Genomic DNA, 18135 nt, shown 5'->3' with positions numbered 1-18135 from the left:
AGCATGGTGTAATTTGTAATATCATAAAAATCAACTAGTTTGTTAAATTAGTATTAATTATATCTAATTTTAATACAAATAATCAAAATTAGTTAACGAATGAAAAAAAATTACACGAAATCTTCGGTAAATCGTTATGCCTTGTTGCGAACGGGTTACACAAAAGACTGGTCGGCATTAAACAAAGCCGGAACATCTTGCTTGTTGTTGATATTTTTCTTTTTAGCAAATATCAATGGGTACGCACAGATTGCTTATACGCAGGCATTTGATACAAATGCAGGAAGCTGGGCTGTTGTAGGAGGCTATCAACCGGGACGATCTGCATCAGCAAGCCTTTCCTGTTCTGGGGGAGCGTTAAAAACTAATTTGTATAACCAGGCGCCACAGGCAACATTTACTTCCCCATCTGTGGGCAATTCAAATGGAGGTGATGTTACATTTAGTTATAGCTACAGAATATTAGATTATGGTACTACCACCGGAACCCCTGCAAACTTTGGGAGTTTTGCCGTGCAGTATGCAAATGCCGTTGCCGGTCCATGGACAACCGTACAAACAGTAGGGGGTACGGGTATTGCACACGTACCGGCTACTGCCTGTGCTACAAAAACGGTTACTTTTGCAGCACCTCCCGGTGTCACTTATGTGCGTTTTTTAGTTGGATGGTCAGCCGGTGATTATAATATAGTCTTTGATAATATTGCTTTAAGTCAGGGTCCTCCACCAAGTTGTTCTGTACCTACCGGATTAGCGGCAAGTGCAATCGCCTCTTCTATAACAACTGTTAATATAAGCTGGACAGCCGCTGGTGGAACTCCGTTAAGTTACGAATATGCACTAACAAATTCGGCTACACCTCCGGCAACCGGAACATCTACAACTGCAACTTCAGTTAGCGGAGTGCCGCTACCACAGTTTAATGCTACAAATTATTTGCATGTTAGAAGTGTATGCGATGGGTCTAACAGTACGTGGGCTACCCGCGAGGTATTTTTAGGTTACTGCCGCCCTACAACAACATACGGTTGTACAGATGGCGATGTGATAGCACGGGTGGTGCTTAATACGCTCGATAATAATTCGGGTACAGGATGTCCTTCCGGTACGTCAGGTTATTCAAATTATACAACAAATACAGCACTTACAACAACATTACAGGCAGGAGCTTCTTATGGCTGTACGGTTTATGCCGGACAGTATAATGAGGGATATGCTGCGTGGATTGACTATAATGACGATGGCGTTTTTGATAATGCTACTGAGCGAATAGGATATTCAAATGGGCGTGTAAACGGTAGTGGGGCTGTAGGAGTACTGGGTAGTTCTGCTACTTTTCCTATAGTTCTTTCCTGTAATCCTGCCATAGGTCCGCATGCACTTAGGGTTAGGGCTATGTTTGATACAGATGGTGTAAATGTTACACCGTGTGCTAATAACCTGTACGGAGAAATAGAAGATTATGTTATTACTATATCTGCGGCAGATGCCTGCCCGGCTCCGGCTTTACTTACTGCTACAGGGGTTACCTACCAGGCTGCCCAGCTTTCCTGGCAAACCGGTTGCGCCGAAACAAATTGGGAAATCGTGTTTCAGGCAGCCGGTACAGGTGCGCCTGTTGGGGCGGGTACACCGCTTACGGCTCATAGTTATAGTGTTACAGATTTAACACCTCAAACAGCTTATGAGTATTATGTGCGTGCGGCCTGTACACCGGGCACCGTGTACAGTAACTGGTCAGGTCCATATACTTTTACTACTACAATAATTCCGCCGGATTGTTCGCCTGCGCCAATATTCCCGTTAGATCAGGAAGGTGCGGTAGCGGTAGAAGGGGGTATTATCAACCTTCAGTGGCAGGCTCCCTCTACAGGTACAGCACCTACATCATATAATGTGTATGCAGGCACCACGAGTGGAGCGCTTGGCCTTATTTCTAATGTTACCACAACAAATATCCAGCTTACAGGTTTTCTGTACGATACATTGTATTACTGGCGTATAGTGCCTGTTGCATCGGGTATAACGGCTACAGGTTGTACAGAATGGCTGTTTAAAACCCAGTTAATACCGGCTAATGACATATGCTCTGGAGCAACATCTTTAGATGGGCTTACTTCGCCTATATCATCTACAACTGCCGGCCTTTCAAATAATTATACACCATCATGTAGTGGTGGCACGGCGCCTGATTCTTTTTATATGATTACGGTAGAACCAGGGTATACGCTAACCATTGGGCAAACAGTAAATTATTACGATTCTGTTATGTCAGTTTTTTACGGAAATTGCGATACACAGACTGCGATTACGTGTTTTGACGAACCGGATATCCGCAATGTAGTCTGGCAAAACAATACAGGTAGTGTACAAAGCGTATATTGGGTACAGGATGGCTATAATGGTACTTCGGGACAGTTTACATTGGCCTGGACGCTTACCCCGCCGCCGCCTTGCCCGGCCCCTATTAGCCTTACTATTACACCCACTTCTTTAACAGAAGCTAACCTTAGCTGGGGAGTATCTACAGGTACACCAATATCTTTTGAGTATGCCTTTACAACTACGGCTACACCGCCTGCTTCAGGAACATCGGTTACCGCAACATCTATTAGTAATGTTGCAGGTACTACAGATACTACAAACTATCTGCACGTAAGGGCATTTTGCGGAGAAGATACCTATAGTGCCTGGGCAACAACATCAGCTTCTTTAGGATATTGCAGGCCTGTTACTACTTATGGTTGTAATGATGGCGATGTTATAGCGCGCGTTGTGCTTAATACCCTTGATAATAATTCTGGTACAGGTTGTCCTTCCGGTACAGCGGGTTATTCAAATTATACTACAAACCCTGCGCTTACAACCACATTACAGGCTGGGTCGTCATATTCATGTACGGTTTATGCCGGACAGTATAGCGAGGGTTATGCGGCCTGGATTGATTATAACGATGATGGTATTTTTGATAATGCTACAGAGCGTATAGGTTATTCTAACGGCTTGGTATTGGGTAGTAATCAGGTTGGCGTTGTGGGATCATCGGCTTCTTTTCCTATAGTACTTTCCTGTAATCCGTCACTTGGGCAGCACAGGCTTCGTGTAAGGGCAATGTTTGATACCGCCGGATCGTTAGTTACGCCATGTGGTAGCAACAGTTATGGTGAAACAGAAGATTATGTAATAACAATTACCGCTGCAGATCCTTGCCCGGCTCCACATACGCTTACTGCAAATACAGTTACTGAAACTGCGGCAAACCTTACCTGGACACAGGGATGTGCTGAATCTTCGTGGGAAATAGTAGTACAGCCAGTGGGTACAGGTGCTCCTTCAGGTTCTGGCACTGTGGTTACAAGTACTACCTATGCAGCGACCACTACAGCAGGTATTTCTTATGAATATTATGTAAGAGGTATTTGTGAGGAGGGAGTGTTGTACAGCCCTTGGGTGGGGCCATATAGCTTCTCGCTTCCACAATGTCCTGCAATTGTATATCCGCTGGATACAGATCCTGCAGTAACCATTGTCAACGGTATTGTAACCCTTGATTGGGATGTACCTGCCACAGGGGGAACTCCTACATCTTATGGCGTGTACATAGGTGTAGATCCGGGCGATCTTGATTTGATTGCAACGGTTACAGGTACTTCAATAGAAATTGTTGGTTTTGATTATAACAGTACATATTACTGGCAGGTTATGTCAATAAGTAATAGTGGTACTACTACAGGTTGTGCAGAATATAGTTTTACTACAGCTGGCCTTCCGGCGAATGATGTGTGTGATGGAGCGACATCTCTTGATGCACTTACGTCTCCGCTTTATAGTACAACGATAGGTCTTAACGACGATTATACACCTGCCTGCGATGACGCTTTTGATGGTTCGCCAGATGCGTTTTATACCATAACGGTACCTGCGGGATATACACTTACAATAGGACAGACCGCTAATGATTACGACTCTGTATATGCCGTTTTCTACGGAAGTTGTGATGCACCGGTAAGTATTGACTGTGCAGATGAGCCTGATGTGGCAAATGTGGTTTGGACGAATACAACCGGATCATCTCAGGTTGTATACTGGGTGCAGGACGGTTATGAAGGAGATTACGGACAATTTATACTGGCATGGTCCCTGGCTGCTCCGGCTTGCTTTAACTGGGTAGGTATAGACAGCTCATGGACAAACACAGCCAACTGGTGTGGAGGTGTAGTACCAACAGCTACCAGCGATGTGGTAATACCTTCAACAGCCAATAACCCTGTAATTACTGGTACTGCTCTTGCCCATAACCTTACTGTAGGTGCAGGTGCAACGCTAACCGTAGCTACAGGCGCAACACTAAGTGTAGACAACATACTTTCTGTTAACCCGGCTGGTACCCTTACCATAGCTAACAACGGTGCACTTCTACAAGGTGCCGCTACAGCTACTAACGACAATGCGGGTAAAATTACCATCCACAAAAGCAGTAACCCGCTATACAGGCTAGATTACACCATGTGGTCATCTCCTGTGGCAGCACAAAACCTGCTTACCTTCTCTCCTGCAACGTCGGCAACGCGTTTCTATGAGTACAAGTATGCCAGCAATGGTACTGCCATGATAGAAGGTTACTGGTCAGTAACACCGGGCGACCACAGCTTTGAGGCTGCAAAAGGATACCTTATCCGTATGCCAAATGCAGATACCCATACAGGATTTAATGAAGGCACCACTTCTTTTGCCTTTGACGGTACCTTTACAGGTACGCCAAACAATGGTAATGTAAGCATCGCGCTTTCTACAGATAACAACCGCTTTACCGCTGTGGGTAACCCTTACCCATCGCCAATAAGCGTAGCCGACTTCTTTACCGCGAACAGCGGAAAACTGCACACGTCTACAGGCCTTTACCTGTGGAGGAAACGCAACAGCGCAGCATCTTCATCATATGCTACCCTTACACAGGCAGGTTATACTGCTAACCCAGGCGATGCTACAACGGTAAGCCTTGGTAACTTCTACCAGGGTGCAAATGCCACCGCAGGCAACTGGGTTATTAGCCAGGGGCAGGGCTTTATTGTAAAAACAGCTACAGGACAAACTAACCCGCAGCTTAACTTTACAAACAGCATGAGGCGTGCAGCACCGGGAGCCACACAAGGCTTCTTCAGGACAGCGCAAAGCACAGCTTCTAAACTGTGGCTGAATATGAAGGCACAAAACGGTACGGCAAGCCAGGCACTTATCGCATACATGGAAGAAGGTACTACCGGCCTTGACTATGGTTATGACGGCCTTAAGCTTACTGATGCTAATACGGTATCGCTATACTCGCTGGCAGAAAACGCACAGCTTGCAATCCAGGCAAGGCCGGAGTTTGATGCTACAGATGTTGTACCAATGGGCTTTACAGTACCGGCGGCAGGAGAATTTACCGTAGGCCTTGACCATACCGAAGGTGTGTTTGAACAAGGTCAGGTAATTTACCTTAAAGACAATGCTGAAGGTATTATCCGTAATATCTCAGACCGCGATTATACCTTTACATCAGAAGCAGGTACTTTTGAGGGCCGTTTCGAAGTAGTATACCGTACATCGGCACTGGGCACAGACAACCCAACAGTTGACCCTGATACAGTGATCGTTTACAAGCAGGGCAATACCATAAGCATCAATACAGGCAGTACCCTTATAAACGGTGTTACCATATTTGATATTCGTGGGAGGCAGCTTTACAGCGCAAATGGTATCAACGATACCAAAGCAGCGGTAAACAACCTTAACATTGCACAGCAGGTAATTATCGTAGAGGTAAATACTGTAAAAGGTAAAGTATCTAAGAGGGTTGTCTTTTAAACGGTTGCAAATAATTTAAATACCCAAAAAACAGATCCCTCCATTGCATTTAAGCAGTGGGGGATTTTTTGTGTTAAAAAAATGTTGTAAAAAGTATTATGTGATATTTAATTAATTTTCAGGATTTAGGTGGGGTATAATAGCAATTAATTGTTTTGAGAACGTTATCAGTTTGTTTATTCACATGAATTAACATAATTTTAGAGCCTTAATTTGCCAATTGAATGAAAAAGATTACCTTATTGTTTGCTTTGATTGCACTTTCGCAGTGCTTTACGGTATTTGCTAAAAATCCGCCAGCCAAAGCATCTGCTTACGCACCGGTTAATGATAATTGTAGTGGTGCTATAAATTTACCGGTTAATAATTCAGCGGCCTGTAATAATACTACTTCAGTATCTTTTAGTACAGCTACGGCTTCTACCGTTGCGGCATGTACAGGAATTAACGGACCCGACGTATGGTATAAATTTACCGCAACAGCTGATCATCATACTGTTTCTTTGTCAGGATTTGCTCCTCAGGGTTGGTATGGTTGTCCTACATGTACTCTTGCTCAAAATGTAGTTATTACTTTATATAGCGGTACTTGTGGTAGTTTAGGTACACCGCTGTATTGTAGCGTAAATAACATTATAACCGGTCAGGGTCTTACGGTAGGTAATGAATATTATGTGAGGCTAACATTAAACAATGCTAATCCAAACCTTAATACATCATTTTCAATTTGTGTAAATACACCAGTGCAACCATCTGGGTGTGTAATGAATACAATAAATTCAGGTTTTGAAAGTCCTAATCTAAATCTTGGAGGACGTAATAATACAACTCTTTCTCAGTATGTTGTGCAGGGTTGGAAAACAACCGCTGGAGATAACCTTATTGAATTATGGCCTACCGGAGGTAATGAAGGGAATTCTGCCGAAGGAAACTGGTTTGCAGAATTAAATGCTGAAAGCTTTTCTACACTTTATCAGGAATTTAATACTCCTCAGCCGGTTACATTCCGATGTTCATTTGCTCACCGCGGCAGGAGTGGGGTTGATAAATGCGTACTTAAGGCAGGTCCGCCAGAAGGGCCTTTTGTAATCATTGCGACTGCTCAGACAGGAAATGTAAACTGGATAAGGTATGGAGAAGCAGGCGAAATTGTTTATACAGTACCGGCAAACCAGCCGATAACAAGGTTTTTGTTTGAGGCGGTTTCTACGGCTAATAATAATCCTACTGTAGGTAACTTTCTTGATGACGTAAAATTCACGGCAACAAACAGGATTGTTAGTTCAGATGTTTATCTAAACTGCGGACAGTCTATAGCTACTATAGCAGCAGACGGATTTGGTTCATGGACAGCACATTCTACTAATCCCGGCCCTGTAACTATTGCAAATGCCAGTGCACAGCGTACTACAGTATCTGGCTTTACAGTTCAGGGTACATATTATTTTGATTGGGGTACCCCTGGGTGTTCAGATACTACGGAGATTTACTATACAGGAGAAGAACCTGCTTCGCCTGTAGCGCCAAACGTTTCCTATTGCCAGCACCAGACGGCTGTTCCTTTGACGGCTAGTGTAGACACTGGTAATACACTGGTTTGGTATGATGGAGGAGGCAACAGTTATCCAAGTATTACTCCGGATACGAGTTTGGCAGGCATATTTACATATTATGTGGCACAGATAAATGCAGCAGGCTGTGAGGGTGTACCGACCGCTCTTACTGTCACCGTGGGTACAGGCCAGGCACCTGTTACGAGTTTCACATTGCCATCTAATGCGTGTGTTTCGGCCACTGCAGATGTGTTACCAACACCTGCTACGGGCTTTACAACAGGCGGAACCTTCACGGCAGGCACAGGCCTTACGATTAATGCCACAACAGGCGCGATTACCCCGTCAACAAGCACGCCGGGCAGCTATACGGTAACCTATACGATAGCCCCTGACCCTGGTAACTGTATTATAGGAGGTACAGATTCGGCAACGATCACCATCGATGCAGCCCCTGTATTAACAGCACCAACAGCACAAACGCTTTGCGATGACGATTATGATGGCATTGCGGTCTTCAATTTAACCACGGCAGCTACCCAGGCACTAAACGGTCAGACAGGCTATACGGTAAGCTACCACAGCAGCCTTAACGGCGCACAAACCAATACCGATGTAATTACGCCATCAGCCCCGGGAGCCTACCCATCGGCCACCCAGACGGTTTACATCCGTGTTATAGACGCGGCGAACAGTACCAACTGCTACGGGGTAACGCAGGTACAGCTAACGGTAAACCCAAGGCCTGCGATCCCTGTCGTACAAAACTATATATTGTGCGATGACCCGGCAACAACGGGCAATGTAGCCACGTTTGACCTGACCACGAAAGACGCGGAAGCCACGGCAGGTGTAAGCGGGCTCACGGTAAGCTACTACGCGAGCCAACCGGATGCTGAAGCCGGCACCACACCACTTGTGGGTACTGCTACCTATAACAATACAAGTTCACCACAGATAGTATGGGTGCGCGTGCAAAATGCACAAGGCTGCTACAGTACAGGCTCTTTCAGCCTTATCGTCAACCCGCTTCCGGTGGTCAACCCGGCGATTACGCCGTATTCATTATGTGATGACGGCACGGGTAAGGCTACCTTTACGCTATCTGTAAAAAACAACGAGATAACCAATAATAATACAGGCTACACAGTACGCTACTACGCCACGCAACTGCTTGCAGAGGGCGGAGCTACAGGTACCGAGCTTTCCAACAGCTACTATAGCGCTACCACAACAATCTATGCCCGTGTGCAGGATGCTACCACAAACTGTTATGTTGTAACACCATTACAATTGCAGGCACTGTCAAGCCCAACGCTAAGCCCCGTTGCAGGCCTAGATGTCTGCGAAGACGGCAGGACAGGCTCCGGCACGTTCAACCTTATTCCTGCGGGTGCCGCGGTTGTCAACAACCAGGCAGGCTATACAGCTACCTTTTACACTAGCCAGGCCTTCGCCGATGCAGGCGGTACAGCAGGCCAGATCAGCAGCCCGGGTACCTACAGCAGCACAGGTGGCACGGTGTACATCAGGGTAGTAGCCACAGGAGTGACAGGCAACTGTTATTCGGTAGGGCAGGTAATCCTGACGGTAAACCCACGCCCGGTGATCAACCCAATCCAGGATATAGTACTTTGCGACGACACTGCCCCTGCATTAGACGGCAAGGAAGTGTTTGACCTTACGAGCCGTAATACGCAGGCTACGAGCGACCCTACGGACGTTGTAACCTACTACAGGAGCAACAGCGATGCGCAGCTTGACCAGAATGCGATCATCTCACCTGCGAGCTACCAGAATGAAACCCGTGACAGGCAACAGGTATGGGTTAGAGTAGAAACAATACACGGCTGTTATGATGTAGGGAGTTTTACCCTGATCGTTAACCCGCTACCATTAGCGGATTTAAGCAGCCCAATTTTCTACGCGTGTGAAGAAACCCCGGGTGAAGGCTTGTTCTATTTTGACAGGTTAGACCCTGTAATGATGGGCGGGCAGGCCGGTTATACGGCACTGTACTATGAAAACCAGGCCGATGCGGTACCTGGCAATGCGAACTTCATTACGGTCAACCCGTACCTTTCGGTAAACAAAACGATCTATGCCTTGGTAACCAATACGGCTACGGGCTGTAGCGTTGTTGCACCGGCCCAACTGGAAGTACAACCGGCGCCTATCGCACCAAACCCAACCGACCTTGAAGAATGTGACTTCAACAACGATAATGTAACTACGTTCAACCTTCAGGATGCACTGGATGAGATCCAGGCGGCAATGGGAGGTACGGTAACCCTTACGATCCATGAGACGTCAGCGGATGCAAACTACCAGAACGGGACCAACCCGATCACTACGCACCTGAATGACTATACAAACATCGAGGCACAGACCACGGGAGGCATCCAGACGCTTTACATCCGTGTAAACTCAGCCACTACCTCATGTTTTGACGTAGTACCGCTACGCCTTGTGGTGCACCCCGTACCGGAAGCGACAGACCCACTTGAGGACTATGCGCTTTGCGACAACGGTGCCAGCGATACCGACGGGCAGGCGATCTTTGACCTTACCAGCTACCAGGCTATCGTGCTGAACACGATGAACCCTGCCCAGTTTACAGTAACGTACCATACCGGCCTTAGCAGCGCACAGCTAGGCACGCCTGCTATCGCTACCCCGGGCACACATACGTCAGCCACAGCTACAGTATACATCAGGGTAACGAACAACGCTACGGGCTGTTACGACATTGTACCACTAAACCTTGTAGTAAACCCACTACCGGTAGTAACGAACCCAACACCGCTGGTACTTTGTGACGAGCATAACTCCGGCGATGAGGTCGAGGAATTTGACCTTACCGCTAAGACAGACGAGATCACAGGAGGCGTAAACGGTTTAACCACCACGTTCCACACGAACCTTGCGGATGCAGAATCAGGTACCGGAGCAATCCCTAACCCTGAGACGTATGAAAATACCGGCTCCCCTGCGGTACAGCCCATCTTTGTAAGGGTAACCGATAATGTAACGGGCTGCTACCGTATCGTACTATTGGACATCCGTGTAGAGCCACTTCCGGTACTGGTAAGCCCAACGCTGGATGAACTGACCATATGCGATACCAACGGCTCAGGCTATGGTAATATTGACCTGGACGCGCTTGTAGCGAACATGGTCAACAATGGTGTAGGCTTAACAGTAGCCTTCTACCGCACACAGGATGATGCAGAAAGGGGCAACAACCCTATATTGAACACATCCGACTATGAGAACGTAACACCGGGCAGCCAGGTACTTTATGTGGTTGCTACCAATACGGTAACAGGATGCCGCTCTATAGTCTACCCGATCACGATCATCATTACCCGTGCGCCGATAGCAGTAACGCTAACCGACCTGACGGACTGTGATGATGAAGACAGCGACAATACCGACCACAGGAGGGTATTTGACCTGACTCAAAAAGATGCTGAAGTATACACCCAGACCGGAGTTGCCCCGGGCAGCTACACGATCGAGTATTTTACCAGTGAGGTGAATGCCCAGGCCGGAGCACCACGCATCACCACACCACAGAGCTACCGCGGCACCGACGGCGAGCAGGTATGGGTAAGGGTAAGTGTACCGGGCACGGACTGCTACCAGGTAAGCAGCTTTGAGCTGCATGTCAATGCGCCACAAGAGCTTGCCACCCCAACGGTGCTGATGCTGTGTGACGAGGCCCTTCCAAACGACGGCAAGACCGCCTTTGACCTTACGGCAATGAACGACTACATCCTGACGCCAACCGGCATCGGGGAAAGTAACATCGTAGAATACTTTGAAGACAGTGCCTATACCAGCCTGATCAGCCCTGCAAGCGCTTATACCAATACCTCAAACCCGCAAACGGTGTTTGTACGTGTTACCACGCCACAGGGTTGTGAGAGCTACAGCAGCGTAACGCTAAGGGTAGTGCCAAGGCCAACGCCAAACATAGCGCCAACACCACTGGAGCTTTGCGATACGAATGATGCCAACCTTGGCGACGGTATCGAGGTGTTTAACCTTGACCTTGCCAAACGCAACATACTGGGCGGGGATACCCAGAGCCAGGTGGCCTACTATACCACAGAAGCCGCCGCCGAAGCAGGCGACATTACCGCTGCAGAATACATCGGTACCCCAACAGCGTATACGAGTGTAACCCCATGGAACGATACGGTATATGTACGTGTAACGCGTACCGATACCCAGCCGGGCGCACCGGGCTGTGCAGAAGTTGTAGCCTTACCGCTTATCGTAAACCCACTGCCACCGGTATATGACAGCACCGGCGTAGTACCATTGTATGCGATCTGTAACGACCCGACGACCGGCTTTGAGACGTTCAACCTAATCGGTCATATAACCGACCTGCTAACCACTGCAGGTGTAAACCCTACCGATTATGCAATCAGGTTCTATAAAGACATGGCTGCCTATACGGCAGGTACGGCATTGCCGCACAACTATACCAACGTAACGGCAGGGCACCAGCAGATCCTGGTACATGTAACAGACAACACAACCCGTTGTGAGATACTGACAACACTTGAGCTTTATGCAGAGCAGGCAGCTGTAGCCAACCCTGTTACAAGCCCGGCTAACAGCCCAATGGTGGAATGTGACTATGACGGTACAAACGACGGCTTTACGGCCTTTGACCTTACCCCAGCAGGAGCAGAAGTACTGGGCACCCAGAACCCTGCACAATATACACTGGGCTACTACACCAGCCAGGCAGCAGCCGAGGCAGGCGATATCACGGCAGCGGAGTATATAGCAACGCCTGCAGCGTTTACCAATACGGTATACCTTGGGCAGACGATCTGGGTAAGGGTAACCAACACCAGCACGTTCTCACCATGCTATGCAGTAACAAGCTTTAACATCAGGGTAAGCTTGCTGCCAACACCAAACATTACCAGTGAAGACAACGATGATACCTTGTGTGTGGAATACAGCAGTGGCAACGTAAACAAACCGGTGTACCTGCATGCAGGCGACACCACGGCAGGCAACACCTACCAGTGGTACCTTAACGGTACGGCAGTAACCACGAACGGCACCTCAGAAAGGTACACAGCAACCGAAGAAGGCCTTTACACGGTAGAAGTATGGAATGCAGACAGCTGTATCTCAGATGCAGTGGCACCGTTTGAAGTATTCCTTTCAGGGCCGGCGGAAATCATTAATACAGGTTATGTGGTAAGCAACGCCTTTGGGGACAACCAGACGGTAACGGTACTTGTACAGGGCTATGGCGACTACCAGTACAGCCTTGCCCCTGAAGATGCAGACGGCAATGCCACGCCACTGGGCCCATGGCAGAACTCGAATGTATTTACTAATGTACCGCTGGGCTTCTTTACGGTATACGTTCGTGATGCGAACACCCTTGAGATCAACCCATGTGACATGCTAAGGATCCCGGGTGTAAGCGTAGTGGACTACCCTAAATACTTCACACCAAACGGCGATGGCATCAACGACTACTGGAACATCATCGGTCTTCAGGGCACGGGTGCAAGGATCTTTATCTTTGACCGTTACGGCAAGCTGATCAAACAGCTGAGCCCTGACAGCAGGACCGACAAAGGCCAGGGGTGGGACGGTACCTACAACGGTAACCCGTTACCGTCAGACGACTACTGGTTTACGGTTGAGTTCAACGAGAACGGCCATGCAAGGACCTTTAAGGCGCACTTTGCGATGAAGCGATAAACAACAATTAGCGCAGTGTTCAGTAGCAGTAAGCAGTAGCTTCACTAAACTGAATACAAACCACAAAAAGAAAACCCGGGCAGCCATATGGCTGCCCGGGTTGTTTTTATAGGTAAGTTTCTATTAGAACAACTGGACACTATTGCTAAAAGCTGCTGCGGTGCGCTTAGATTGTTCTTAGCCCTGACAGCGCCGGTATCCTTGTAGCGTAGCGGAAAGATAAAGGCAATGGCGGGAACATGGACGCATGCAATGCGCTAACGATGGGCTGTAAATTAAAATCTGAAGTATATGTTTTTTGGGTTCATCATAATTTAGGGCATAAAAAAACCACGCCGAAACGTGGTTTATAATGTATATGTGGTAAGCAATTAAAACTGCTCGCGTCCTGAAAAATGGAAAGCGCCTTCGATAGCTGCATTCTCATCGCTGTCTGAACCGTGAACGGCATTTTCGCCCATTGATGTAGCATATTTTTTACGGATAGTACCTTCGGCAGCATCAGCAGGGTTTGTAGCGCCAATAAGCGTACGGAAATCAGCCACAGCATTTTCTTTTTCAAGAATGGCTGCAACGATAGGGCCGCGAGACATAAAGCTTACAAGTTCGCCGTAGAAAGGCCTTTCGCTGTGTACAGCATAAAACGCCTGTGCATCTGCTACAGTAAGTTGTGTAAGTTTAAGAGAAACGATTTTGAAACCAGCTTCGGTTATCATGTTAAGGATACCACCGATGTGCCCTTTTTCAACGGCGTCCGGCTTAATCATGGTAAAGGTTCTGTTTGTTGCCATAGTGTTTTTAAATTTTACGCAAAAGTAGCGGTTTTCTATTTATTATTTTTGATTTTATATCGATGATTTTAAGACTAATCAGAGAATAATTACATTAAACTCCTGCTCAAGTGGCTTTAGTTGCCTGAATAGTTCGTCGACAAGCCTCCCGTCGTAAGCAAGATAAAATTCTGAGAAGTTATTGCGGCGTTCCTGCAGGCTGTGGTGCGGAAACAGTTCGTTCTGCACGGCAGCTATACGTTCCAGTGCATCATGATGTTGGCGCTTTTCTGCACGAAGTAGTTTTTTTTCTAAATTTTCAAGGCCCTTGATTTGTTTTAGCTCCTGTGCTTTTACGGCACCTGTAAAGGTAATGTCCGTTTTTTGGGCTATGGCAGAAAGCTTTTCAAATTGTTGCTTCAGGAATTCCTTCTGTTCGGTAAAATCAAGTTGGAATTTAGAGAAGCCCTGCACTTTTTTATTGAGCAGGTCGTGTTGTTTACTAAAGGCATCTGCCCAGGTAAGTTGCAGCCTGTCGAGTTTATCGGCTTGTTTCTGAGTAGCAATCAAGGCTGAGTTACGCAACAGCAGCATAGGGAATGTAACGTTTTGCGACTCGAAGAAGCTTTTTAGTTCCAGCCAATACGCCAGTTCGCCACCACCACCTATATAGCAAAGGTTGGGCAATATTACCTCCTCATAAAGCGGACGCATGATAACGTTAGGGCTAAACTTTTCGGGATGGTTTTCAAGTTCAGATAATATTTCGCTTTCGCTAAAGGTAATATCTGTATTGTTTACAAAGTAGGTTTTATCTTGTAGGATAATACGTTCACGTAAGTTGTCTTCAATATAAAACAGGTTGATTTCGCGTGGGTTTACCTGCACGTTATAGTCAGAAAGCAGGGGAGTAGTCTCTGCCACTTTATGATGGCTGGTTTGCTTTAGCAGCTCTTCTTTAACATAGGGTTTGAAAAGGCTTTTTAGTTCCGCATCATCACCATCTACAATTACGAGGCCGTGTTTACCAAAGAACCTATTGGCTAAAAATCGGGTAGCAGATGTAAGGTTGTCGTGTTTAAGATAAGCATCTTCAAAAAGGGATGTAAGCCATTTTGCATTATCGCCGGGGCCGAGTTCTACAGCAAAGGCTTTTAGTACGGCATCAAGTCCATCGGTAGATAGCCTGCCTACGGGACCGGTGCTCTCACGGTTCCACTTTATTTTTTTGTCACGGAAGTTAAAGTAATTAATCTCATCAAAATCGTGGTCTTCGGTTGCCATCCAGTAGATGGGTACAAAGTTATAGTCCGGATACGTTTCTTTAAGCTGCTTTGCCAGGTTAATGGCCGATACTATTTTATAGAGGAAATATAGCGGGCCTGTAAACAGGTTGAGCTGGTGGCCTGTGGTTACGGTAAAGGTATTGTTTTGCCGTAACAGGTTTATGTTATGCTCTGTGCTTATGTAAAACTTTTCAACGTTCTTGTACTGCGCAACTAAGGCATCAGCGAGTATTGCACGCGACTGTTCAGGATAGTTTTGCTGTTTCTCTGCTATCTGATTTTTAAAATTCTCAAGGGTAGGGAAGCGGTTATACAGCGGTTTCAGGGTGTCCTTTTGGTTAAGGTAATCGACCATTAACGGTGTGAAATATCCTGAGTTTTGGTAACTGATGCAGTCTGACGGCATTGTTTATTTGTTTTGTGCAAAGGTAGGGAAAATTGATGTATTGATGGTTTTCTATGGAAAGAAGTGCAGTTGTTATATATCTAAAGTTAAGATGTATTATACCTTGGTTGTGAATATTTACCGTTTGATGAAGCTAAATAGGGCTTAATAATAAGTTATTATTCTCCGCCTAATAAATATTTTACCATTTATAATTTTTTCTTGTTCTACCCAATTATTATAATGGTCAAATTTATAAAGAAAAGTGACCTTGTGTTTTTTTCCATTATCGTTAGAGATTAGTCTTGATAAATGGTCGTTCTCATAAAAATACTCAGTTCTTTCGGTGATTTGACCTTGTGCTTTATGGACAGATAAAATAAGTTGATTTGACTTGTTGTAGGCATATTCTCTTTCAAAGTTCATCCCGCCAACAGCGTGACTGTTTGTAAGATTATTCCTTTCATCATATTTTAGCAGCGTACTAAATGAAAGTGTTGTAAGCTCCCCCAAAAATAGTACAGTTTAAAAGTAGAATTTTTATTAACTTTAAACTGTAATTATGAAGACTAGTAAATTTAATCCCACCCAGATCGCCAAGATCCTCAAAGAGTTTGAATCGGGCAAAGATGTTGATACCATAAGCCGTGAGCATGGAGTCAGCAAAGCTACTTTTTATAAATGGCGGCAGCGTTATGGCGGTATGGAAGCCAGCGAACTTAAGCGGTTAAAAGCCCTTGAAGAGGAAAATGCCAAGCTTAAGCGTATGTATGCCGACCTTGCCCTTGAACTGGACATGGCAAAATATATCATCGAAAAAAAGCTTTAAAGCCTTGCCATAAAAGAACCATTGTAACCGACCTGGCTTGTGTTTACCCTAACGGCAAAAGCAAGGCTTGCCGTCTCTTACAGACCAGCCGGAGCAGTTTATCGTACCTCTCGGTAAAAAATGATACAGGTCTTATTGAACGCCTTGAAGGCTTTGCAAAAGACCATCCCCGCGAAGGCTTTTGGAAGTGCTATTACCGCCTGCGCAATGGTGGTGATAAGGTAAACCATAAACGCCTGCACAGGGTGTATAAGCAACTTGGGCTTCCGTTACGCAGGAAGGTAAAGAAACGCCTGCCTGCAAGGGTTAAGGAAGCTATAGTTATACCTGAGAGCTTTACCCACACCTGGAGCATCGACTTTATGAGCGACAGCCTGATGGGCGGCAGGAAGTTCCGCAGCTTTAATGTAATTGATGACTATAACAGGGAAGTTTTGTTTATTGAGACAGATTATTCTTTGAAGAGCAGCCGCATAATATGGGTTTTAAAACACCTCACAAACCGGCATGGCAAGCCAAAACGGATACGAATGGACAACGGGCCGGAATTTGTTGCTAAATTGGCTCAGGAATGGAGTGCTATAATGGATATTGAGTTTAAGTATACCCAGCCTGGGAAACCTACACAGAACGCCCTTATAGAACGCTTCAATAAACCTACAGGGAGCATGTGCTGGATGCACATCTTTTTGAGAGTATCGATGAGGTAAGGGATATCAGCCACCAATGGGTGGAGGACTATAACAACCACCGGCCTCATGATGCCCTGGGGGGAATCAGCCCGAGCGCCTATAGAATAAAAAACAATACAGTTGATGGGCTTCGTTCCGCTACGGCTACGCCTTCACTACACTCAGCCCATCAACTGTTAGAAACATAAGATTGGAAATAACAGTATTTTTTATACTTTTAAATCGTACTAAAAAAGGGAAGCCTACACAAAAGTTCTTGTGTTTGTTGGGTAGAATAGTCAAAAAAATCTATAATTTCAATCTTATTTCCATTCAAATCATATTTATATACGTAACGCAACTTTGGACTGTATCTGTTTTGGTTTTGAATTAAATCATCAGTGCAATAATAGCTGGATATTCGTTTTTTGTTTTTATAATCATGTGTAAGCACTGATTTTCTTCCATCATCTGTCAAATGAGTTTCCTCTATAAGATTGTCATTATCATCATATCGAAATCCTTCATTTTTAAAACCACTGTAATCACCTATGTGTAAATTTGTTTTAGAGATAAGGCGATTTTTGTTGTCATATGTCCATATTTTAATGCCTTTTAAATTATGTTCAGAGTCTTTTTCTCTTTGTTCGATAAGATGATTCGAATTGTCATATTTAAGTTCATAATCTGTTGCAATATTGCCATCTTTATAGTACCAGGTTTCATGTGTAACCCTTTTTAAGGTGTCATACTCCTGATAAAAATTTACATACGAAGCAAAACGTGTTTCGTTCCAATCCTTGCTCTTTAAGCGGAGTGTAATCTACCTACCCATAAATCCAAATTCGCCATAATCATCATAGTATATATCATCAGGATTTTTAGGGGCAGTATCTGTAATTATCATTTTTTCATACACCGTTTTAACCGGGCCATAAATAGTATCTTTAATTGGTTTTTGAGCAAAACAACTTATTGTTGTAAATAGAAATAGCGAGAATAAATGTTTCATAATTGTTGGTTTCCCCAAATATACCAAAAACCCT

The 18135-nt window shown here is 45.6% G+C and carries 6 protein-coding genes and 1 pseudogene; 3 read left to right on the top strand and 4 right to left on the bottom strand.

All coding sequences use genetic code 11. The features are described from left to right. The first annotated feature begins 99 nt into the window (after positions 1-99). Positions 100-5847 carry a RemA C-terminal-like gliding motility protein gene (locus tag DYH63_RS13800; protein WP_116789355.1) on the top strand — a complete coding sequence of 1916 codons (5748 nt, stop codon included), beginning with the start codon at positions 100-102 and terminating at the stop codon, positions 5845-5847. Between the two features lie 224 nt (positions 5848-6071). Then, positions 6072-13148, top strand: a complete 7077-nt coding sequence (locus DYH63_RS13795; protein ID WP_116789354.1) for a T9SS type B sorting domain-containing protein — start codon at positions 6072-6074, stop codon at positions 13146-13148. Positions 13149-13519: 371 nt separating this feature from the next. On the opposite strand, the gene DYH63_RS13790 is transcribed toward DYH63_RS13795, so the two are convergent. The 3 genes from DYH63_RS13790 to DYH63_RS13780 all read right to left on the bottom strand — a co-directional run bounded on the left by DYH63_RS13790 (position 13520) and on the right by DYH63_RS13780 (position 16102). Then, on the bottom strand, positions 13520-13939 hold the full coding sequence (locus tag DYH63_RS13790; RefSeq protein WP_116789353.1) for a nucleoside-diphosphate kinase: 420 nt from the start codon (positions 13937-13939) through the stop codon (positions 13520-13522). Between the two features lie 78 nt (positions 13940-14017). Further along, positions 14018-15610 (bottom strand): bacillithiol biosynthesis cysteine-adding enzyme BshC, encoded by a 1593-nt coding sequence (gene bshC / locus DYH63_RS13785; RefSeq protein WP_116789352.1) that lies wholly within the window; start codon positions 15608-15610, stop codon positions 14018-14020. 144 nt (positions 15611-15754) lie between these two features. Further along, a complete protein-coding gene (locus tag DYH63_RS13780; RefSeq protein WP_116789351.1) occupies positions 15755-16102 on the bottom strand; it encodes a hypothetical protein in 348 nt (115 codons plus the stop codon). Positions 16103-16151: 49 nt separating this feature from the next. Here DYH63_RS13780 and DYH63_RS21650 point away from each other — a divergent pair. Next, positions 16152-17298, top strand: a pseudogene (locus tag DYH63_RS21650) (IS3 family transposase). A gap of 614 nt (positions 17299-17912) precedes the next feature. Here DYH63_RS21650 and DYH63_RS13760 read toward each other — a convergent pair. Next, on the bottom strand, positions 17913-18101 hold the full coding sequence (locus tag DYH63_RS13760; RefSeq protein WP_116789348.1) for a hypothetical protein: 189 nt from the start codon (positions 18099-18101) through the stop codon (positions 17913-17915). Positions 18102-18135: the final 34 nt, after the last annotated feature.

Origin of the sequence: Flavobacterium psychrotrophum, from assembly GCF_003403075.1 — a bacterium.
GTDB classification, from domain to species: Bacteria; Bacteroidota; Bacteroidia; order Flavobacteriales; family Flavobacteriaceae; genus Flavobacterium; species Flavobacterium psychrotrophum.
This window is presented reverse-complemented; position numbering and strand designations above follow the sequence as displayed.

Bases quoted from the DNA above. Each gene is read 5' to 3' on its own strand.
- DYH63_RS13800 (WP_116789355.1), top strand. From the start codon at position 100: ATGAAAAAAAATTACACGAAATCTTCGGTAAATCGTTATGCCTTGTTG.
- DYH63_RS13795 (WP_116789354.1), top strand. From the start codon at position 6,072: ATGAAAAAGATTACCTTATTGTTTGCTTTGATTGCACTTTCGCAGTGC.
- DYH63_RS13790 (WP_116789353.1), bottom strand. From the start codon at position 13,939: ATGGCAACAAACAGAACCTTTACCATGATTAAGCCGGACGCCGTTGAA.
- bshC (WP_116789352.1), bottom strand. From the start codon at position 15,610: ATGCCGTCAGACTGCATCAGTTACCAAAACTCAGGATATTTCACACCG.
- DYH63_RS13760 (WP_116789348.1), bottom strand. From the start codon at position 18,101: ATGAAACATTTATTCTCGCTATTTCTATTTACAACAATAAGTTGTTTT.